Here is a 20,560-nt window from a genome sequence, read left to right as displayed (position 1 = left end):
TGATGGTCAGGATCGACTTTGAGCCATGGGAACCCGAAGAAACGATCGGGAAACTGTGGCACACCCTTGCCAGCCGCCTCGATGCACCCCAGGTGCATGTTGGAGCCGCGGTCGACCTTTCCGAGGTCGCGGGGCGGCTGGCAGTCCTCTTTCGGGGGCTTGGGGGTAGTCCGGGCGTTGAATTGCGCCCGGTCTCACCCGAGGTTTCGCGTCACCGCCTGAGTTGGCGCCGCAAACTTGCAACCGAAGTGGAATTGATGCCGCGCGCCTCGTTCGATGGCGAGGTTTTGCGCCTGCCCGACCGTCTGGCTGTATTCCCGGCGCGCGAGGCAAACGGCGCGCTCTATGTCTGGTTGGCCGCCGCCGCTGCCCATGCCGGAACCCGAATTGACGAAGACGATCCACTGCGTGCCGACCTGCGTGCCTTGGTTGCCGCCCGGTACATGGTCGAGGCGACTCTGGACGACGCGCCTGGCTTGCGTCCGCTTTACACCGAACTTTGCAAGGGCGTGCTGTATCAGCGCGATATCCCCAGTCTGCCGCCTGCCGAGGCTGCGGTCGAAGAACTGATCCGTCATATGCTGGGCGATCCCAAACCCTTGTCGGATCAGGCCGAGCAACTTCTGGCACTTGACGACGACCTGATCGCTCCGCGCGGCTATCAGCCGATGCGCCCGGTTCCCCTGTGGCCGGAATTGCGGGCCGTCGGGTTCTCGGAACACAACGAGGTTGAAAACCCCGATACTGAAGGCCCGCCAGAGGAATCCGGCGAAAAGACACACCGCGCCCGACGCCGCAAATCGGATCAGGCCGAGCGCAGCGACAGTTTCATTCTGCACAAATTCGAAGCCATCCTCAGCTGGGCCGAATTCCTGAATATCAACCGTCGCATCGATGACGACGATCCCGACAACGCCAAGAAGGCGGCTGACGATCAGGAAGAGATCGGTCTTGGCCAGATCTCAAAAGCGCCGCCTACCAAGTTGAAGCTTCACCTTGACCTGGCGCCCGAAGACGTCAACCGCGAACGACTGTCAGGCCGTATTCTATATCCCGAATGGGATGTGCGGACGGGTCAGTACCTGCCGGATCATGTGAACGTTCTGCTTTCGGATGCCGATATCCGCGACGATGCCGCCGAGTTCGGCAAGGATCCGGCCACTGCGCGGCGCATTCGTGCCGTCAAGCGCCAATTCGAGGCGCTGCGCCCGGGGCGTGTGATGACCCGGGGCCATCTGGACGGAGACCAGCTGGATGTGGAAGCCGCCGTTCGGGCGCAGGTTGACCGCTGCGCAAATGGTGAAGGGACGGAACGCGTCTGGATGCAATCCCGCCCCGAGGCCCGCGATCTGGCGGTCTCGATCCTGCTGGATGTCAGCCGCTCGACTGAAAGCGCCGTTACTGGTCGCGCCGTGATCGATATCGAACGCGAGGCGCTGGCGGCCTTGGCCTGGGGCCTGAACGCTTGTGGCGACGATTTCGCCATTCATGCATTCAGCTCCCTCAAGCGTCAGCGCGTCTATGTGCAACGTTGCAAACGGTTTGACGAGAAGATGGGAACCAAAGTTGAACAGCGCATCGCGTCGCTGCGCCCCGGACATTACACAAGGTTGGGCGCGGCAATCCGGCACTGTTCCGCAGATCTGGCAAGCCAGTCCCGCAAGCGCCGATTGCTGCTGGTCATAACGGACGGCAAGCCAAACGACCTGGATCACTACGAGGGGCGCCACGGCATCGAAGATACCTGCATGGCCACACGCGAGGCGCGTCGGGCCGGACAGTCAGTGTTCGGCGTCACCATCGATAAAACCGGCAAAAGCTGGTTTCCTCGCATGTTCGGGCAGGGCGGTTTCGCCGTCATTCCAGATCCGCATCGCCTGACCATGGCCCTGCCGCAGATCTATCGCCAGTTGGTCGGCGCATGAGTGATACCTCTCTGATAGACGAACTGCCGGGCGAGTTCCTGATGTGGGTTCTGATCATTTCGGAACTGCTGGTTTTTGGCGCGGGGATGATCGCTTTCATGGGGGTGCGCCTGACGGATCCGGCAGGTTTTGCCGAGGCGCAGTCGCATCTGCATCGCACGGGTGCGGCCTTGAACACGGCGGTTTTGGTGACATCCGGCTATCTGGCCGCACAGGCGCTGCAATGGCGGCGGAACATGCAACGTTTGCGGGCCCGTTTGGCGTTGATCCTTGCCGCGCTTCTGGGTGTCGTGTTCCTGATCATCAAGGGTGCGGAATATGCCGACAAGGCGTCTCAGGGGATAGGATATGAAACGCATCCATTCTTCCTGTTCTACTATATGCTGACCGGCTTTCATGCCGCGCATGTCCTGGCCGGGGTTGGTATTCTGTTGCTGGTGGCCTGGCGCGACGACCCCAGTAGCGTCGAAGCGGGCGCGCAGTTCTGGCACATGGTGGACCTGGTTTGGATCATGCTGTTTCCAGTGATCTATCTGCTGGGATAGTCAGATGGCCCAACCTTCATCTTTGACCAACATTTCACGTCAGAGGTCGTCGAACCCTTTGATCCAGGCGTGGCTTGCGCTCTTGGGCCTCAGCGTGGGATCCGCGCTGCTGACCCTGATTGGGGCGCCAAGCGCGATCATTGCTGGCGGTATCCTGTTGCTTGCGCTGATCAAGGCCCGCGTGATCCTGAAACACTACCTGGATTTGGAAAACAGCCAAAGCTGGCTGCGTGGGTTCACCATGGTGTTGACCGGGTTTTCGGTTGTGGTTTTTGCGCTCTATCTGGTCTGAAGAAAAAAATGCCGCCCCGAGAGGCGGCAGTATTCAAGCAAAGGGGGTCCTGATTACTGAGCGGCCTGGGGGATCCGCGCGATCTGACAACGCTGCCAGAGCGCCGACAAGGCACCGACCAGATGATCGATATCCTCATCCGTGTGGACCGGGGACGGCGTGATCCGCAAACGCTCGGTGCCCTTGGGAACAGTGGGATAGTTGATCGGCTGGATGTAGATGCCGAATTCTTCAAGAAGCGTATCCGAGATGAACTTGCACTTCACCGGGTCGCCCACCATCACCGGAATGATATGGCTGGGGTTCGGCAGATGCGGTATCCCTTCCGCATCCAGCCGGGTGCGCACCTGTTCCACACGGGCCTTTTGCAGATCACGCTCGGCGCTTGACTGCTTCAGATGTTGGATGGATGCGGCGGCACCGGCGGCGATCGAAGGTGGCAGGGCAGTGGTGAAGATGAAGCCGCTGGCAAAGCTGCGAACGAAATCGCACAGCGCTGCCGAGGCTGCGATGTAGCCACCAACCACGCCGAAGGCCTTGCCCAACGTGCCCTCGATCACGGTCAGGCGATCCATCAGGCCCTCGCGCTCGGCAATGCCACCGCCGCGCGGGCCATAGAGGCCGACGGCGTGAACTTCGTCCAGATAGGTCATCGCGCCGTATTTGTCGGCCAGGTCGCAGATTTCCCTGATCGGCGCGATATCACCATCCATGGAATACACGGATTCAAAGGCGATCATCTTGGGCGCGTCGGGGTCGGCGGCGGCCAGCTTGGCCTCCAGATCCGCAAGGTCGTTGTGTTTCCATATCACCTTCTGCGCCCGTGAGTGGCGGATGCCTTCGATCATCGAGGCATGGTTCAGCGCATCAGAGAAAACGATCAGACCGGGGATCTTCGCAGCCAGCGTTCCCAGAGCGGCCCAGTTGGACACATAGCCCGAGGTGAACAGCAGAGCGGCCTCCTTGCCATGGAGATCTGCCAACTCTGCCTCAAGCAGAACGTGGTCATGCGTCGTGCCCGAGATGTTGCGCGTTCCGCCTGCACCGGCGCCACAACGTTCCAGCGCATCGTGCATGGCGTTGATGACCGCAGGGTGTTGCCCCATTCCCAGGTAGTCATTCGAGCACCAGATGCGAACATCCCGCTGGATTGACCCATCGGTCTGGCGTGCGTTCGGGAAAGCTCCGCAATGTCGCTGCAAGTCGATGAAAACCCGATAGTTCCCTTCCTCTTTCAAAGCGTCGAGGCTCTGGCTGAAAAATCGCTCGAAATCCATCTGACATGCTCCCCGGATAACTGGCTGTGAACCGACCCTAGGGCAGCGACGGGCGCTACGACATGACAATTGTCAAGTTGATCTTCAAGAAAAAGACTGGCCCTGACACGCCGACTTTGGCATAGCAGGGCATTGGGGATGATTACCCGGGCCATCGCCCGGACTGGATGAAGAAGGGAGTGCCTTCATGCCACACGAGGCACAAAAGGCGATTGCGCGGCAGTCTCTGCTTCTGCGCAGCCTGCCGGATCAGCATGTGGATACTTTGCTGCGGCAAGCGATTTGGCGGCAATATGACCGTGGCGAGACGATCTTTCTGCAAGAGGAAGAAGCCAAGGCTGTACACGTTGTCCTGGCCGGATGGGTCAAGCTGTTCCGCATCTCTCCGACCGGGGCGGAAGCGGTGGTGAGCGTTTTCACCCGCGGAGAAAGCTTTGGTGAGGCCGTTGCGCTGCGCAACGTACCGTATCCCGTGTCCGCCGAAGCCGTTTCAGCCTGTGAAGTGATGCATATTCCCAGCCCTGTGCTGTTGTCCCTTATGAAGGAAGACCCGGAAATCGGCGTTTCAATTCTGGCTGCGACGTTCACGCATCTGCATGCTCTGGTGGCGCAGCTGGAGCAATTGAAAGCGCAAACCGGGGCGCAACGCGTTGCAGAGTTTCTGTTGAACCTGTGCGATTGTGATTCCGGTCGGTGCGAGGTGGAACTGCCCTACGACAAGATGCTGATCGCCGGACGTCTGGGGATGAAGCCCGAAAGCCTGAGCCGCGCGTTTTCGCGATTGAAACCCGTTGGCGTCAAGATCGACAGGAACCACGCGGATATCGCCGACATGGACGATTTGCGCAACTACGCCGAAAGCGACACCAGCGAGAGGTGATTGATCACCGGCGGCCGGCCCCTTCGGCGCCGGCCCGCTTCAGCAAGGGGTTCAGTCGGGCGCTTTTGCGCGTGACCTGCTGTCTTTCACGCTTTCCAAAACCTCATTATCCTGATCAGCAGTGCCATCCATCGGCACGAGTCGTTTGCATGAAAATGAAGGGCACCTGGTCCATGATAGACGCAGCGCTTTCAAACTATCCCCGCGCAAGGTTGATGACATCGGTCACACCGGTCGAACGGCTAGAGCGACTTTCTGACCAATTGGGGCTGGATTTGTGGATCAAGCGCGACGACCTGACCGGTCTCAGCTTCGGCGGAAACAAGACCCGTCAGCTGGAATTTTACATGGGGGAGGCGCTGAGGCAGGGGGCGGACACCATCCTGATCACGGGTGCCGTGCAATCCAATTTCGTGCGCACTGCGGCGGCAGCGGCGGCAAAACTGGGAATGTCATCCGTTCTTCAATTGGAAGACCGCGTGGCGCATATGGGAGAATTCTACCATCGATCCGGAAATGTTCTTCTGGCCCAGCTTTTGGGGGCGGAACACATGAGCTACCCCAAGGGTGAGGACGAGGCGGGCGCCGACAACGCTCTTCACGAACGCGCCGATCAACTGGTGGCTGAGGGCCGAAAACCATACGTGATCCATCTGGGCATCGATCACCCTCCGCTGGGGGCGTTGGGCTATGTGGCGGGGGCGGCCGAGTTGCATACTCAGATCAGCGATTTCGACGCGGCGGTGGTGCCGTCTGGCAGCGGGTCTACCCATGCGGGGTTTTTGGCCGGATTGCGTTTGGTCGGGCAGTCTGCACCAGTCTACGGCATATGCGTGCGTCGCGATCAGAACCAGCAGAAAGCGCGTCTGCAAAAGGTCCTGGGGCGATTGGCAACCATGATGGGTTTCGACCCTGCCTTGGTCATGGAAGACATTTGTACCTGGGGCGGCGCCTTGGCTCCCGGATATGGGCGGATCGGTCCGGCAACCCGCGAGGCGTTGACCCTGATGGCGCGCTCCGAGGGCATCTTTCTTGACCCTGTTTATTCCGCCAAAACCTTTGCAGGGCTTCTTGGGCTGCTTGAACAAGGCGTCATCGAAAAAGGCCAGAAAGTTGTTCTGCTGCACACAGGTGGCCAACCGGCGTTGTTCGGATATCAGGACGAGTTGCAACCGAGTTGACGCAGCGAAGCATTGCGCCTGTGGTCCTACGGGGCGACGGGATGGATGAAAGGCTGTTGCCCGCTGAACTGGCCGGGAAAGTACTCTACGACGCTTTCGAGTGATTGAGCAAAGACATGGCTTGCACGACATCGCGGGATTGCGCGCCATCAACGATCGTGGCCAGAATCTTTCCAAGATCAGGCGGCGAGGCCGGTGTGCAGCCAAAGTGGCCGCAGGTTTGCACGTAATCCACCGCTGTGCGCAGTTCGAACATTCTTGCCCGCTGTTTGCGCGCGGTTTCCAGAGCCTCCGCGAACAGATCATCTGCGGCAGTTTCCATGGACCGCGCCAACGCCTGTATCCGATCTGTTTCCGCTTGAGCCCACCCTTCATGGGTCAGTGCCTGCTGTTCACGTGCTTCATCCAGCAGGCGCTGCGCGGCCTTCGGTTCGCCCGCTTTCAGTGACGCTTCGGCAAGGGCCGTCAGGAACACCGGCTTGTAGTTTCCAGCCCCGCTGGCCCACCAGGCTTCGGACGCCTCGCGCATTGCTCGGATCGTTTCCGGGCCAGGCGTGATCTGCGCGTCTGCCCAGCATCGCCAGACATTCGCCGTCAGTATCATGAAGGGGAAGGTGTGTTTGGTCGCCACTTCTTCAAGGCGGGCGACAACGTCGTAAACCTGTTCCGGTTCACGCCGCAACAGGTGCAGCATACACAGATACGTCAGGGTCTGGGCCAGACTATGTGCGTGATTGAGTTTCCGCGCCGCCGAGATCGCCCGCTGCTGGATTTCGAGCGCGCGGTCCGGTTCTCCGCGCAACCAGGCCGTTATGCTCAGGAAACAGGATGTAATGGCGGCATGATCCGTTCCATAGACATAGGCGAGGCGGCTGTGCTGCTGTGGATCATACAAGTGCAGCGCTTGCAGCAGATGATCGTGGGCCGCGTCCAGATGTCCGATATGCAACAAGACGGCACCCATGGCCCGGAGCGCAATCATAGTGTGATGCGTTTCCCCGGTCAGATTGGCCAGCTCCAACAACTGCGCCGCGACGTCCTTGGCAAGGTCGTATTCACCGCGGACAAGATGATACGCGTAGAGCCCATTGAGCACAGGAAACAATTGTTCCGTTTCACCCAGCCGATTACACAAGTCGCGGATCCGGGCATATACGGCCCCCGTTTCGTCGGCCGCGATGCCAGCGGTCGAACGAAGAACGCCAGCCCGCAACGTTTGAATTCTGGTTTCCTTGCGATCGCGGTCAACCGAGTCTTCCTGCCGTTCCAACAGCGCGATGGCACGCCCCAGTTGAGTGGCCGCTTCGATCCCGGCCGAGCGTTCTACGGCACGTTGTCCGGCCAGATACCATTGTTCAATCGCTTCATCCGGTAAATCTGCCATCGTGTAGTGATGAGCCAGAATTTCCGGTTCGGCGAAATCGTCATGCAATGACGAAGAGTTCAGTGCTTCGACCACACGCGCATGAAGCGTTCGCCTCTCGCGTTTCAGCAGGCTGTTGTAAGCGGTGTCACGAATGAGTGCGTGACGGTAACTGAACGTTTCCTCGGGCTCTGAAGCTGAGACAATCACGATCCCGGCATCCACCAATGAATCCAGGCCGGAACGTAACGCCCCCTCATCGAAACGGGAAACGCTTGCAATCATCGGATAAGAGAATTGCGGGCCAATGACAGCACCAATCTGTGCGACTTCCTTGGCCGAGCTCAGTCGGTCAAGACGAGCCATCAACGCGTCATGCAGTGTTTTCGGCACAGTTGGTGATGGCGTGGACCGGTCGATCGTATAGGCGTCGGCGCGTTCAGTCAGAAGATCGGATTCCAGCAGATCTTTCGTCACCTCTTCTACGAAAAGCGGGACACCGTTGGATCTGGCAGCAATCAGATGGTGAACTTCGTCCGGGACGGTTTTGCCTTTGGCAACGTCGTTCACGATCTCTTTGACCTGCGCAAAGTCCAGTTGTTGGAGTGCGACGTGCACCAGGTTGTGTGATTGTGGCCAGCCCGGATCAAAGCCTGTCCGAAAACTCGTGACCATCAGCAGGCGCGCGTCCTCTATCCGGGTCACAAGCTGATCAAGCAGAGTCTTCGTCGTTGGATCGATCCAATGTGCATCTTCAAACAGCAAGAGGGTCGGGGTTTCCTGCGCTAAGCCGATCACATGATTGACCAGCATGTCCAGCGTCTGCTTCATGATCTGCTCAGGCGTCAGATCCAGCGGGCCAAGCCTGTCTTCAAACGGGATCGACAACAGTGCCGCAGCCAGTTTCAGTGACCCTTCAGAAGGATCGCCCAGGACGCTGTGGATCTTGTCCAGTTTTTCGTTCGCACTGTCACCGGCCCGCAGGTCGGCCGCGCTTTCAAGCTGGCGAATGATCGGGTAGAGCGCACTTGCGTCATGGAAGGGTGAACACTGAAATCGAAGCTGTCGGTGTTTTGCGCCCGGCATCGTACGGCAAAGCTCTTCGATCAGCCTGGACTTTCCTATGCCCGCCTCGCCCGAGACCAGCACCACCTGACCTTGACCCTGACGGGCCAGCCTCCACTTGCTTTGAAGGGTTTCGTGCTCCTGCGCGCGCCCGACCAGTGAACTCATCCGGGCGCCGTCTGCCGCGAGGAAGCGGCTGAGAGTCTGGCGCGTGCCGGTGACCTGCCAGGCTTCGACCTCTTTGGCAAAGCCTTTCAATTGAAAAGTGCCACGGCGCACATATTCGAACGCATCACCCGCCAGTTCCCGTGTCGTCGGCGCGACGATCATAGTCCCCGGATCAGCCATCGACTGGAGCCGTGCGGCCAGGTTCGGGGTCTCGCCCATGGCGGTGCCATCCTCGAACATCTTCTCTCCCCGCAGGTCACCGACGACAACCAAGCCGGTCGCGACCCCGATGCGGACTTCAAGATGTGCATGCGTGCGGATTTCCGGAATTTCGCGAACGATCCGAAGACCTGCATGAATGGCGCGTTCCGGATCGTCCTCGTGCGCGTGCGGAAAGCCAAAAAACACCATGATGCCATCGCCATAGTAACTGGCGATATGCCCGTCAAAAGCGGCGACCGCGGCGGCGCAGGTTTCCTTGAACAGTCTCAGAACGTCGGCCAGATCTTCAGGGTCCAGCTTCTGCGATATCGCTGTCGACCCAACAAGATCGATGAACATGACCGTCAGCTGTCTGCGCTCGGCAACGATGTTGGGTTCCTGACTTGCGCGTTGTGTTGCTGCGGGCCCTTGGTTTTCTTCCCGCATGGCTTTCAGAAAGCGGCGTCTGGGTCCCAGGGGCAGGCCGATCGTGACGAGGTCATCGTCACTCAGTTCCGGAAGATCGCCCAGCTCGATCTCGTGCCGAGAAAAGGCATCGACATATTTGGACAAGCCGTGCCTGGCCAGCCAGTCCTTAATCTCAGTCATTCGACTGCCATGCATGTCGGCGGTGACGCGATGCCATGCAGCCCCCATTTCTTTTTGGCCAGTACAATTTACCCGGGAGTAGTCAGGAGAAATCAAACCCTATCAAGGACGACCCAGCAATTCGGGTCAAGTCTTCAAATTGAGAGAGAAACTGTTTACTGGCCAGAAATACCGGCGGCTATCGCCCTTATTCGTCAGCCGGAAAATCGATGTGGACATGATTGCCGTCCGGATCCCAGACATTCAACTGCACTATATCGACTGCCGTCAGATCCGCACGATGATAGCGAACATCGTTTGTTTTGAGGTGAGCTTCGAAACTGTCCAAACCGTTCGCCGAAAAGGCGAAATGCTCGAGCTTCAACTCGGTCTCCGATCCCGCGGCTGCGGTCTCGACACCGACCAGATGCACGTACGCGTGTTCACCGACATAAAGCCAGGCTCCGGGAAAGGGGAAGGGCGGGCGTGGCCCGACCCGCATCCCCAGCATGTTGCAGTACCATTCGATCATCTCATCCAAACGCGTGGTGCGCAGGTTGACATGATCCAGTGAAGCGATCCCCATGACCTAACCTCGGGTCCACTTGATCGAACATCCCATTGATGGAATCTGGTCCTGGGGGCCTTGTCCGATCTCTGCAATTTGCAGCATCGCATTGACCAGCTCCGGTTCGCGCTCGCCTGTCTGGCCGCGGCCGAGATTGTCCAGACGGCCCCGGTACTGCAACTTTCCATCCGCATTCAACCCAAAGAAATCGGGTGTGCAAACAGCACCATAAGCCTTGCCTACGGATTGATCTTCGTCCACGAGATAGGGAAAGTTGAAGCCATTCTGCCTTGCGAATTCCAGCATGTTCTGCGGTGAATCTTCGGCGTAATCGCGATAGTCGTTCGACATGACCGCCAACACGCCGATCCCTTTGGACATCAGCAGATCCGTGTCCTGCGCAAGCCGATCCGTGATCGTTTTGACATAGGGGCAATGATTGCAGATGAAGGCGATCAGCAACCCGTTTTGCAGGTGATCGGACATCGTGAACGCCTGACCGTTCGGGTCTTTGAGCGTGAAGTCCGGGGCTTTCCAACCGAAATCGCAGACTGGAGTGTCGAGCAGCATGATTATCCTTTTATGTGACCAATTTCCGTGTTCAGACCAGCTTAGCTGACGGGCACCGATAAGTAGAGCGTGATTTCCGGCGCCATGTCTGCGACGGAATGCGCCTGCAAACGCATCTGACTCAGATCAGCAGCGTTGACAGGCTTGGGTAATAGCTGAGCAGAAGCAACACCAAAGTTACCGCGACCAGGAAAGGCCAAAGTGATTTCAGGATTGAACCGGGCGATGTGCCGCTCATGGATGAGGCGATGTACAATCCGATCCCGACCGGGGGCGTCAGCAGCCCAAGCACAAGGTTCAGGCAGGCAACAATGCCGAACTGATAGGGGCTGATATCGTATGAACCGGTTGCAATCGGCAGCAGGATCGGCGTGATCAGGATGATCGCGGCGATGCCATCGATCACCATTCCAACCAGCAAAAGCGCAAGGTTCACGATCAGCAGGAACACGAACGGGTCTGAAGTGACGGAGGTGATCAGCCCTGCCAGTTGCTGTGGTATTTCCTCATAGATGATGACCCAGCCGAACACGCTGGCGGCCGCGATCATGAACAGGATCATCGAGGCATTGGCCGCCGTGCGTTTGAACATCTGTGCCAGGTTGCTCGGCTTCAGATCCCCGTAGACCAACCAGCCCACCAGAAACGCGATCAGGGACGCGATTGCGGCGGATTCGGTCGGTGTGGCGATCCCGAACAGAATACCTCCTATGATCGACATCGGGATCAGCAGGGCAGGGGCGGCGCTGATCACGGCCTTGATGGTTTCGCTGCGTGTCATCCAGTTCCCCTTTGGGAACTGCTGCCGCCACCCAATCAAGGTAATGACCAAAGCGAATGAAGCAGCCAAGATAAAACCGGGCAGGATTCCTGCAATGAACATGTCACCAATCGGGATCTGAGCCAGAACACCGAAGATGACAAACATCATCGACGGCGGGATGACCGGAGCCAGCAGTCCGCCAGCGGCCGTCGTGGCAGCGGCGAAACCCTTGTCATAGCCTTCTTCCTCCATCGCGGGGACCATGGCGCGCGACATCACCGCGATCTGCGCCGTCGCAGACCCGATGATTGCCGCCATGAACATGTTTGCCAGCAAGTTGATATAGGCCAGCCCGCCGCGAAACCCGCCGACAAACACCCGCGCCAGCGCGACAAGGCGCCGGGTCATGCCGCCTTCGTTCATCAATTCCCCGGTCAACATGAACAGAGGAATTGCCAGCAGGCCGTAATTCTCAAGACCGCCGAACATCTTCTGCGCGAAGCTGTCATAAAGAACCGTGTTGCCGCTTTCCCAGATGTACCAGATGGCCGTGATTGCCAGCACGATCGCCACGGGCACGGACAGAAGTAAAGTGGCCAGAAAGACGATGGGGCTCATGGCTGTGCCTCTTGCTCTGGGGTGCTCAGCAGATGCATGGTGGAATGCAGCGTTGCACCCAGTGCGAAAAGCCACATCACCAACCAGAACAGGTACTTCGGCAGGCCCAGGGTCAATGTCGGCTCGGCATAGATGAAATTGAATGTCTGACCTTGAAACGCCGCCACGTCAAATCCGCTACTGGCGATGTCCAGCGGAAGGAACCAGCGCCAGCAGAACCACAGCATCGCAAGGGAAAAAGCAAACACGACCACGTCCACACTCTTGCGGATCAATCGTTTCGCGCGCTCCGGCACGTTTTCGGAAACGATGGAGATCGACACCGAACTGCGATGATGCAATGCGGAAGACGCGCCCAGAAGAGTCATCCAGACCATCGCGTAGATCGCCAGCTCATCGACCCAGAACAGGGCGTTGCCCGCCGTGCGCGTCACGACATTCAGCAAAATCAAAACCGTTATGCAAACCGCCAGAAAGGCAGCGCACCACAACTCGACCCGCGCCAAGCCTGCCGACAGCCGATACAACATCGCTGTTCTCCCGCGAAAAAGGGCGCAGGATCGAGCTGCGCCCCTTTCGTCATGTCGTTTTCGTTATTTTGTTTCTGCCGCAGTCTGCCGCAAAGCGTCAAGGGAAGAGGTCTTCTGGGACCAGATCCCGTTCCATTCTTCGATTGCGTCGCCGAAGAACGAGGCGTCGACCTTTTTGTAGGCTTTGCCAGTGCCCTCGATCTGCTCCAGCCATTTGGCATCGTTTTCAACGTAGGCATCAATGGTGCTGTCGACATGCTTGGCCATAAGGTCCGCAATCATCGCGCGGTCTTCTTCGGACAAACCAGCCCAGACCTTGGCCGAAACCAGACCGACCATCGGGAACATCATGTGATCCGACTGCACGATCGTGTCGGCGTGTTCATAATATTTCAGTACCCAGATCAGTTCGGCGTCCATGTCGATGGCGTCGACCTGACCATTGGCCAGCGCATCATAGACGGCAGGCAAGGGCATGGGCGTGGGAGCTGCGCCCACCGCGTTGTAGAAATCCAGGATCGGCGTGAAGGGTGTGATCCGCAGTTTCAGGCCCGCCAAGTCTTCGGCGGATGATACCTCGCCCCGGCTGACGATCTGGCGCAATCCGGCCATCCCGTATCCCAGCCCAACGACGCCTACCTGCCCCGGCAAGGGTTCCAGCATGGATTTGGCGGTGTCAGACCGCAGAATGCGCCCTGCGTGCCCTATGTCATCTGCCAGATAGGGCGCATAAAACGCCCCCAACTCGGGCGCGCGGTTGGAGACCTCGGCCACAGTCATGAAGGCCATGTCCAACGCGCCGGTCTGCAATTGTTGCAGCATTTCGGCCTCGTTCCCCAACTGGCGGGCCGGGAAAACCGATACCGAATGCGCGCCACCACTGGCCTCATTCAACTCTGCCCCGAACGCTTCGGCGGCCTTGGTCCAGATATGCGGTGGCGGCGTGATCAGACCCAACCGAAACTCTTCGGCGTGAACGGCCACAGCCGACAGTGCCAACGCAGCCGCAGCGGCGGCGGTTTTTGCGAAATGTTTCATTACTTCCCCTGTTTGATCTTGTTTTACAACGTGACCCAACCCTCGGGCGGTTCCTTTCCCGGGTGCACAGCCTGACAATTGGGGCAGGTGCGGTCTTGTTCCGAGGCATAGAACTTCTGATAAACCGGAGGCAGGTCATCAACGATGGACTTTAGCTGCATTTCTGCACGATGCACCAGTGATCCGCATTCGAAACAATACCATTCGATGGCGTCCAGCTCTCCGGTCTGGCGCTTGGGTTCAATTACAAGCCCGATCGAGCCTTCCTGAGGGCGCTGTGGTGAATGGCGCACATGCGGAGGCAGCAGGAAAACCTCGCCTTCACGGATCGGAACATCATAGAACTCCTCTCCGTCATAGATTTTCAGCACCATGTCGCCTTCAAGCTGGTAGAAGAATTCTTCCACCGGATCATCGTGATAGTCGGTTCTCTTGTTCGGACCACCCACAACAGTGACCATCAGATCGGCGTCTTCCCAAACCTGACGATTCCCGACGGGCGGCTTGAGCAGATGGCGATGCTCGTCGATCCAGGCCTTAAAGTTGAACGCTTTCAGTTTTGACATGTCCCACTCCCTATCCCGGAAAGTTTGGCGCGTTTTTCCACAACCGCAAAGAAATTATCAGCATCTCGCTATCCGATTTCCTTATACTGCCGGGCCTCACTCGGCTCAGACGCGCAGCCCGCTTTCATCAAATGCTTTGCGAATGATCGCTTTTTCCGCGTCGGTCAGTTCCAGCATCGGCGGGCGCACACGGCCACCAACCTGACCCAGCAACTCTTGCCAGTATTTTCCGAATGCAGTGGGTTTGCCCGCGGGACGCGCGCGTTTCATCGCATCGCGGACAGGGTTCAGGCTGTCAAAGACACGCCGCGCTTCATCGGCCTGTCCCGCAAAGGCCAGGCGCGTGTATTCGTTCATCCGCTGATCGACCTTGCTTTGCAACTGATAGGGCGGGGACGAACAGAGATACAGCTTCCAGTCCAGTTCCAGTATGTTGTCCAGCCATTCATGTTCGGCCGAGGTCGAGACGTGTATCCTGTCGCCCACCATATGGGTCAGCTTCACGTACATCTCACGCGGAACCGAGTACTTAATGGCGACGATATTCGGCAAATCCGCAATGCGGGCGCATTCTTCAGGTTGCATCAAATAGCCGCTGTCAGGATGGCTCCACATGGCGATGCCGATATCCAACTCATCGCAGAAGCGCTTGTAATACCGGTACAAGACCTCGCCACGATCCTGTACGAAACTCAGAACTGGGGCGTGAAGTACGATGTAATCGGCACCGCAATTCTGAGCGTGATGGGCCAGTTCCAAGGCCGTATTCATGTTCTGATCCGAAACCGAGACAATTACTCCGGCTTTGCCCGCGCATTCGTCAACGGCAATTTCGAAGTTGCGTTTGCGCTCTTCGATGCTCATTGAAAAAAACTCGCCCTGTTTGCCGGCGACGAAGAGGCCCTGAATATCCAGATCGTCGATCCAATGGCGGATATTGGCGCGCAGTCCCGATTCATCCAGAGTCAGATCATCTTTGAACGGGTTCAGTGCCGCTGCCCATATCCCCGTCATATGTTCGCGGGCATAGGCCTTCGCGTCGTGTTTTGAGTATTTCATTTCCAACGTGGTCCCCGTGGCTTCTACGGGAACAAAACACACCAGGCGGGTCGGTCCAGTGCCATTTCAGGGAAATGGCTATCGGAAAAAAATATACCACCAAGTTACCAATTCAGATTTTTTCAATGCTGGTCTAGGGTCCAGACATGAAGATCGCAGTCATCGGAACCGGCGCAATCGCGCAATATGTGCAGCGCATGTTGCCAGAACATGGGCATGAGTTGACAGCCATTCTGGTCAGACCACAGCGCGTTGATCCTAAATCGCCCAAGTCAGTTGGTTCGGTTGATGACCTGCCGGCCGGAATCGAATTGGTACTGGATTGCGCGGGGCACGAGGCATTGGCCGGGTTGGGTCCGGACATTCTGGCGCGAGGGCTGGATATCATCAGTGTCTCTGCCGGTGCGCTTGCGGATCAGCAGGTCAGTGACCGGCTGGACAGGGCCGCGCGAAAGGGTGGGGGGCGGCTGCATCTGGCAAGCGGCGCCATAGGCGGGCTGGACTGCCTCAGCGCCGCAGCGGTCGGTCCGCTCAAATCCGTCACATATGTGGGGCGCAAGCCGCCGGCGGGGTGGAAGGGGTCACTTGCCGAACACAGTCTTGACCTCTGCAGTATCACTGAGGCTGAAACTCATTTTCAGGGTTCCGCGCGAGAGGCGGCGCTTGCCTACCCCAAGAACGCAAATGTCGCTGCCGCCGTCGCCTTGGCGGGTGTGGGGTTCGATAACACACAGGTTCGTCTGATCGCTGATCCGACGATCCACAAGAACATTCACGAGGTCGAGGCCGAAGGCGATTTCGGCACGTTTCAGTTCCGGATCAGCGGCACCGCGCTGCCCGACAACCCAAGAAGTTCGGCGCTTGCGGCCATGAGCGTGCTGTCCAAGCTGGATCAGCTTTGCAAGCCGATTGTGCTGTAGCCATGGTGGGGCGTCATTCTCGCATCGTGGACCGCGCCTTGACCCGCCTGAAACTGCGACAGCTGCGTCTGCTGGTTGCAGTTGGCGCGCATGGAAACATTCAGAATGCCGCGCGTGAGCTGGGAATATCTCAGCCAGCGGCAACCAAGATGATTCAAGATCTTGAACTGGACTTCGAAGTCAAGCTGTTCACGCGCACCAACCGAGGCGTCGTGCCAACGGTTTTTGGCGAAACTCTCATACGTCACGGGAAGCTGATATTTGCGCAGGTGTCGAATGCCGCGCAGGAACTGGACGATCTGAACGAAGGAAATTCCGGCCGCGTCGTGGTGGGAACACTGCTTGCGGCGTCAACCAGCCTGTTGCCTGCCGCCATCGAGCTGCTGCTGGAAGACCGCCCGAACGTTGCAGTCAAGATCAGCGAAGGGACCAACGAGGTGCTCATGCCCCGGCTGCTGTCGGGTGAGATCGACATGGTTGTGGGACGCCTGCCGTCGCACCGGCATCGCGACAAGATTCGACAGGAAAAACTGTTCGAGGATCGGATATTGGCCATTGTCGGCCCTCAACACCCTTTGGCGGGGCGGGACGCCGTGACCTTTGCGCAAACCAAACCGTTTGGCTGGATCCTCCCCCCGCAAGAGACCACGTTGCGACGTCAGGCGGATCATTTTTTTGTCGGCCAGCAGCAATATGTGCCACCGGTCGCGATTGAATCCGTGTCCTACCTGACGAACCGGGCGCTGCTGCAATCCCGCGACCTGATCGGCCTTATGCCTGCCGAGGTCGTCGTCCAGGATATCGAAAACAACCATCTTGCCCAGCTTGCCTGGGAGGTTCCGTTCGGGCAGGGGCCAATTGGAGTGTCCTTCCGCGCCGACGACGATCTGTCGCCTGCGGGGCGCGCTTTCAAAACGGCTCTGCATCGGGCGGCACAGAGCAGACAGACCAGATATTCGCCGATTTGATATCCGTATTCGCGCAAAGCGCTTGAACTCATACGAGGCATCGCGCGATCAAAAAAGCAAGGCAAACGGAGGCGCCGGTTTCATGTATCCAGAACTCAAGCTGTTCATCGGTGGCACGTGGCGAAAAACCGGGCGCGATATCCCGGTTGTCAACCCGGCGACCGAGGAAGAACTCGGCCGATTGCCTTGCGCATCGGTGAAAGACCTGGATGACGCTCTGCAATCGGCTGTCGAAGGCTTTCGGCTGTGGCGCCGCACATCGCCGCGGGAACGCGCGGATACGATTATGCGGGCGGCAGCCCTCATGCGCCAGCGACAGGAAGAGATCGCGCAGTCGATAACTCTCGAACATGGCAAGCCCCTGAAACAGGCCCGGCTGGAGGTCATTCGCGGCGCCGAGTTTTTTGAATGGGATGCGGGCGAGGCGATGCGGACCTATGGACGGATCATTCCGGCCGCTCAGGGCCACAAGTTTGCAGTTCATCACCAGCCCGTCGGCGTTGTTGCGGCATTTTCGCCGTGGAACTTCCCCATGAGCCAACCTGCCCGGAAAATCGCCGGTGCTTTGGCCTCTGGCTGTTCGGTGATCCTGAAAGCGGCAGAAGAAACGCCTGCCGGAGCTTTGCACATAGCAAAAGCGTTCGAAGATGCCGGTCTGCCAGCAGGGGTTCTGAATTTGGTGTTCGGTGAACCGTCCGAGATATCCGGCCACCTGATCCCGCAGGACCCCGTTCGCTTGGTGGCCTTCACGGGCTCGACAACCGTCGGGCGCCATTTGACCACTTTGGCGGCCCGGCACGACACCCGTGTGCTCATGGAGTTGGGCGGCCACGCGCCGGTCATTGTTTGCGAAGATACGGATGTGCAATCGGCGGCTGTTTCAGGCGCGGTCCGCAAAATGCGCAATGCCGGTCAGGTCTGCACGTCGCCAACCCGTTTCTTCGCGCATGAGAGTATTTTTGACGCCTATGCGGCCGGGTTTGTTGCAAGGGCCAAAGCCACGGTCGTCGGCAATGGGCTTGACGCAACCGTTGAAATGGGCCCAACGGCCAACGACCGGCGCGTGCCGGCCTTGTCAGATCTGGTTGAAGACGCGGTGGCACAGGGGGCGACGCTTGCCACAGGCGGATCGCGGCTTGGTGAACGGGGATATTTCTTTGAACCCACGGTGCTATTGAACGTCCCCGAAACGGCGCGGATCATGCGCGAAGAGCCGTTTGGACCGGTTGCGGTGATCAACTCGGTGGCTTCGCTGGATGAGGCGATCGATCTGGCGAATTCAGTTCCCTACGGGCTGGCGGGTTACGCTTTCACCAACCGGGCGGATTACATCGACCGTCTGATCGACGAGGTCGAGGTCGGCAATCTGTCGATCAACACACTTGAAGCATCCATGCCTGAAACGCCTTTTGGGGGCGTGAAATCCAGTGGTTACGGCCGGGAAGGCGGAACCGAAGGCCTTGAGAATTACATGACGGTCAAGAACGTCTGGCATTCGGCCGGGATCTGCTGAAAAAGATCCCGACATCTGCACTTGTCGACTTTTTTGCGACCAAGCCAGCCTATTTCCTTTCGAAACCGACCAAAGGGCCAGCGCAACGCTGCGGGTGTGATTTCAATTCCTGCGGAACCAACAGAGGCGGCAATGTACCCTTCCTGATGGAGCGCCCGAACAGCGGATCATGACCTATGTCAATGACAGTTAACCCGCCGTGTTGTCCATTGGCCGGGAATTTCCGGCCGGACTGTGCGACAAAAGCCATCGCTTCCTTTTGCCGGTGATGATCAGCGTTTCGGCTGACCTGCTGGGGGGGTCCCGCCGGGCGGCCTGAACTCCGGAGGGACGGATGAACACTTGGCTGACGCTATCTGCACCAATCCCTGCCTGGGATACCGTGGGCTTCAAGAGGTCGTCGAGAGGGCCCACCGTAACGTCCACCCTTGGCATGGGCTCTGACTGCGCGCGCGTATTTGAGCTTCGCGGCCAACCCGAGCCGGATTTGTCGTCCGGAAAAGAAGGCGGCGACGGCATAGGTCGCGCCGCGCATGGTCTGCATAACATGGGTACGCTGCCGGTCGTTGGTGATCCCAACTCGGATTTGGAAGCGGTCAAAGCCGGTCTGCCCAATCTTGATCCGGCCGAACGGCCGGGATTCGCAGAACCCTTTGTGTTTTCGGAGACTCAAAATGGCTGATGGATGCGCCTGTGACCGCCGCGCCCACATGTATCTGACTGTCGAGGACGCCCTTCAGCGCGGTCTTTCCGTCGCCGATCCTGTTGCCGAAACCGAGATTTTGCCGTTGGAACAGGCAATAGGCCGGGTTCTGGCCGAGGATTGCGCCAGCAAGGTCGACATGCCTGCCTTCGACAACTCGGCCATGGATGGCTATGCCATCCGCACCGGTGATCTGGGCGATGGGCCGGTGTTCGAACTGCCCATCGCCGGGCGCGTGGCTGCGGGCGACTGCGGTGACCATGATGCCCCTGAAGGCAGCGCTTTGCGCATTTTCACGGGCGCTCCGGTGCCGCCTGAATTCGATGCCGTGTTGATGCAGGAAGACTGCGATCTTCTGATCGACGGGATTCGCTTCAGCCGACGCCCGAAACCCGGCCAGCATATCCGGCGCGCGGGAGAAGATCTTTGTGCCGGGGGGCTGGTCCTGCGAGGCGGCTGTGAAATTGGACCGCGTGAGGTGGCAGCCCTGGCATCCGCCGGGTACGGCGAGGTCCTGGTGTTCCGAAAACTGAAGGTCACGATCTTTTCGACAGGCAGCGAACTGCGCCAACCGGGTGAGCCCCTTGGCCCCGGCCAAATCTACAACTCGAACCGATATATGCTGCTGGCGATGTTGCAAAAACCCTGGATCGAACTGACCGACCGGGGGCCGGTCGTGGATGACCCGACCCGTCTGGAACAGGTTCTGCGCGAGGCGTGCGATGCCTCGGATCTGATCGTTACAACCGGGGGGGTGTCTGTTGGGGATGAAGACCACATGCCCAGACTGTTCAGTGAGATCGGCGGCGAAACCGATGTCATGAAAGTGGCGATGAAGCCGGGTAAACCGGTCATGTTCGGGAGGCGCGGGCATGCTCTCTATGTTGGTCTGCCGGGCAACCCTGTTTCGGCCTATGTGACATGGCAGATAATCGGATCGCAGATGATGGCGCGCCGTGCGGGTCTGCGCCACAGGCCTCAGATACCTGTTCAGGCCGTGCTGGCTGAACCCGCGCAGCGCCACGCGGGCCGGCAGGAATACCGTCCGGTCCAGATTGACGGCACCTCGCCCGATGGCCTTCCCAAAGTGCGTCTGATGGCACCATCCTATAGCGGCCGTGTTGCCTTGCTGGCGCAGGCAGACGGGTTGGCGATCATACCCGCTGAGATCGAAGACCTGCCCGCCGGGCATACGCTTGAATTGTTGCGGTTCTGATCCCCGCTAGACAGGTGCGTTGCCTTTATTCCTGCAACTGCAA

At 58.7% G+C, this 20,560-nt stretch carries 19 protein-coding genes; 10 read left to right on the top strand and 9 right to left on the bottom strand.

Features of this window, described 5'->3' with window-relative positions; translation table 11 throughout:
* Positions 1-2: 2 nt before the first annotated feature.
* Genes AC2FF8_RS11645 through AC2FF8_RS11635 form a run of 3 tightly spaced genes read left to right on the top strand, consistent with a single transcriptional unit; the run spans position 3 to position 2,762 of the window.
* A complete protein-coding gene (locus tag AC2FF8_RS11645; protein ID WP_496879763.1) occupies positions 3-1,925 on the top strand; it encodes a nitric oxide reductase activation protein NorD in 1,923 nt (640 codons plus the stop codon).
* Entirely contained in the window at positions 1,922-2,470 is a 549-nt protein-coding gene (locus tag AC2FF8_RS11640; RefSeq protein ID WP_170345471.1) for a cytochrome c oxidase subunit 3, read from the top strand. The genes AC2FF8_RS11645 and AC2FF8_RS11640 overlap by 4 nt, the downstream gene beginning before the upstream one ends.
* Positions 2,471-2,474: 4 nt before the next feature.
* Positions 2,475-2,762, top strand: a complete 288-nt coding sequence (locus AC2FF8_RS11635; protein WP_170345470.1) for a cytochrome C oxidase subunit IV family protein — start codon at positions 2,475-2,477, stop codon at positions 2,760-2,762.
* Between the two features lie 53 nt (positions 2,763-2,815).
* On the opposite strand, the gene hemA is transcribed toward AC2FF8_RS11635, so the two are convergent.
* Positions 2,816-4,039 carry a 5-aminolevulinate synthase gene (gene hemA / locus AC2FF8_RS11630; protein ID WP_496879762.1) on the bottom strand — a complete coding sequence of 408 codons (1,224 nt, stop codon included), beginning with the start codon at positions 4,037-4,039 and terminating at the stop codon, positions 2,816-2,818.
* Between the two features lie 187 nt (positions 4,040-4,226).
* Between hemA and AC2FF8_RS11625 the strand changes: the two genes are divergently transcribed.
* Both AC2FF8_RS11625 and AC2FF8_RS11620 read left to right on the top strand, forming a co-directional pair.
* Positions 4,227-4,919, top strand: a complete 693-nt coding sequence (locus AC2FF8_RS11625) for a Crp/Fnr family transcriptional regulator (protein ID WP_170345468.1) — start codon at positions 4,227-4,229, stop codon at positions 4,917-4,919.
* A 149-nt stretch (positions 4,920-5,068) separates the two neighbouring features.
* The gene (locus AC2FF8_RS11620) at positions 5,069-6,100 is read left to right on the top strand and encodes a D-cysteine desulfhydrase family protein (RefSeq protein ID WP_496879761.1); all 1,032 of its coding nucleotides are present in this window, start codon (positions 5,069-5,071) and stop codon (positions 6,098-6,100) included.
* Between the two features lie 85 nt (positions 6,101-6,185).
* On the opposite strand, the gene AC2FF8_RS11615 is transcribed toward AC2FF8_RS11620, so the two are convergent.
* The 8 genes from AC2FF8_RS11615 to AC2FF8_RS11580 all read right to left on the bottom strand — a co-directional run bounded on the left by AC2FF8_RS11615 (position 6,186) and on the right by AC2FF8_RS11580 (position 15,197).
* Positions 6,186-9,506 carry an ATP-binding protein gene (locus AC2FF8_RS11615; protein WP_496879760.1) on the bottom strand — a complete coding sequence of 1,107 codons (3,321 nt, stop codon included), beginning with the start codon at positions 9,504-9,506 and terminating at the stop codon, positions 6,186-6,188.
* A gap of 187 nt (positions 9,507-9,693) precedes the next feature.
* Complete coding sequence (locus tag AC2FF8_RS11610; RefSeq protein ID WP_496879759.1) at positions 9,694-10,071, bottom strand: VOC family protein; 378 nt, start codon at positions 10,069-10,071, stop codon at positions 9,694-9,696.
* 3 nt (positions 10,072-10,074) lie between these two features.
* Positions 10,075-10,623 (bottom strand): thioredoxin family protein, encoded by a 549-nt coding sequence (locus tag AC2FF8_RS11605; RefSeq protein ID WP_496879758.1) that lies wholly within the window; start codon positions 10,621-10,623, stop codon positions 10,075-10,077.
* 121 nt (positions 10,624-10,744) lie between these two features.
* Positions 10,745-12,004, bottom strand: a complete 1,260-nt coding sequence (locus AC2FF8_RS11600; RefSeq protein ID WP_496879757.1) for a TRAP transporter large permease — start codon at positions 12,002-12,004, stop codon at positions 10,745-10,747.
* Positions 12,001-12,534 (bottom strand): TRAP transporter small permease, encoded by a 534-nt coding sequence (locus tag AC2FF8_RS11595; protein WP_496879756.1) that lies wholly within the window; start codon positions 12,532-12,534, stop codon positions 12,001-12,003. The genes AC2FF8_RS11600 and AC2FF8_RS11595 overlap by 4 nt, the downstream gene beginning before the upstream one ends.
* Before the next feature lie 63 nt (positions 12,535-12,597).
* The gene (locus tag AC2FF8_RS11590) at positions 12,598-13,572 is read right to left on the bottom strand and encodes a TRAP transporter substrate-binding protein (protein ID WP_170345462.1); all 975 of its coding nucleotides are present in this window, start codon (positions 13,570-13,572) and stop codon (positions 12,598-12,600) included.
* 23 nt (positions 13,573-13,595) lie between these two features.
* The gene (locus tag AC2FF8_RS11585) at positions 13,596-14,138 is read right to left on the bottom strand and encodes a 3-hydroxyanthranilate 3,4-dioxygenase (RefSeq protein WP_152460347.1); all 543 of its coding nucleotides are present in this window, start codon (positions 14,136-14,138) and stop codon (positions 13,596-13,598) included.
* 105 nt (positions 14,139-14,243) lie between these two features.
* Positions 14,244-15,197 carry a dihydrodipicolinate synthase family protein gene (locus AC2FF8_RS11580; protein ID WP_496879755.1) on the bottom strand — a complete coding sequence of 318 codons (954 nt, stop codon included), beginning with the start codon at positions 15,195-15,197 and terminating at the stop codon, positions 14,244-14,246.
* A gap of 146 nt (positions 15,198-15,343) precedes the next feature.
* Here AC2FF8_RS11580 and AC2FF8_RS11575 point away from each other — a divergent pair, with 146 nt between their 5' ends.
* From AC2FF8_RS11575 to AC2FF8_RS11555, 5 genes are all read left to right on the top strand, one after another.
* A complete protein-coding gene (locus AC2FF8_RS11575) occupies positions 15,344-16,117 on the top strand; it encodes an aspartate dehydrogenase (RefSeq protein ID WP_496879754.1) in 774 nt (257 codons plus the stop codon).
* A 2-nt stretch (positions 16,118-16,119) separates the two neighbouring features.
* Complete coding sequence (locus AC2FF8_RS11570) at positions 16,120-17,085, top strand: LysR substrate-binding domain-containing protein (protein WP_480446430.1); 966 nt, start codon at positions 16,120-16,122, stop codon at positions 17,083-17,085.
* Between the two features lie 82 nt (positions 17,086-17,167).
* Complete coding sequence (locus AC2FF8_RS11565) at positions 17,168-18,598, top strand: NAD-dependent succinate-semialdehyde dehydrogenase (protein ID WP_496879753.1); 1,431 nt, start codon at positions 17,168-17,170, stop codon at positions 18,596-18,598.
* Between the two features lie 334 nt (positions 18,599-18,932).
* Positions 18,933-19,280, top strand: a complete 348-nt coding sequence (locus AC2FF8_RS11560) for a hypothetical protein (RefSeq protein ID WP_496879752.1) — start codon at positions 18,933-18,935, stop codon at positions 19,278-19,280.
* Entirely contained in the window at positions 19,273-20,517 is a 1,245-nt protein-coding gene (locus AC2FF8_RS11555; protein WP_496879751.1) for a molybdopterin molybdotransferase MoeA, read from the top strand. The genes AC2FF8_RS11560 and AC2FF8_RS11555 overlap by 8 nt, the downstream gene beginning before the upstream one ends.
* Positions 20,518-20,560 lie beyond the last annotated feature (43 nt).

This window comes from Ruegeria sp. YTSA144, from assembly GCF_059610125.1.
The sequence above is the reverse complement of the archived record's forward strand: the minus strand, read 5'-3'. Positions and strand labels throughout refer to the sequence as shown.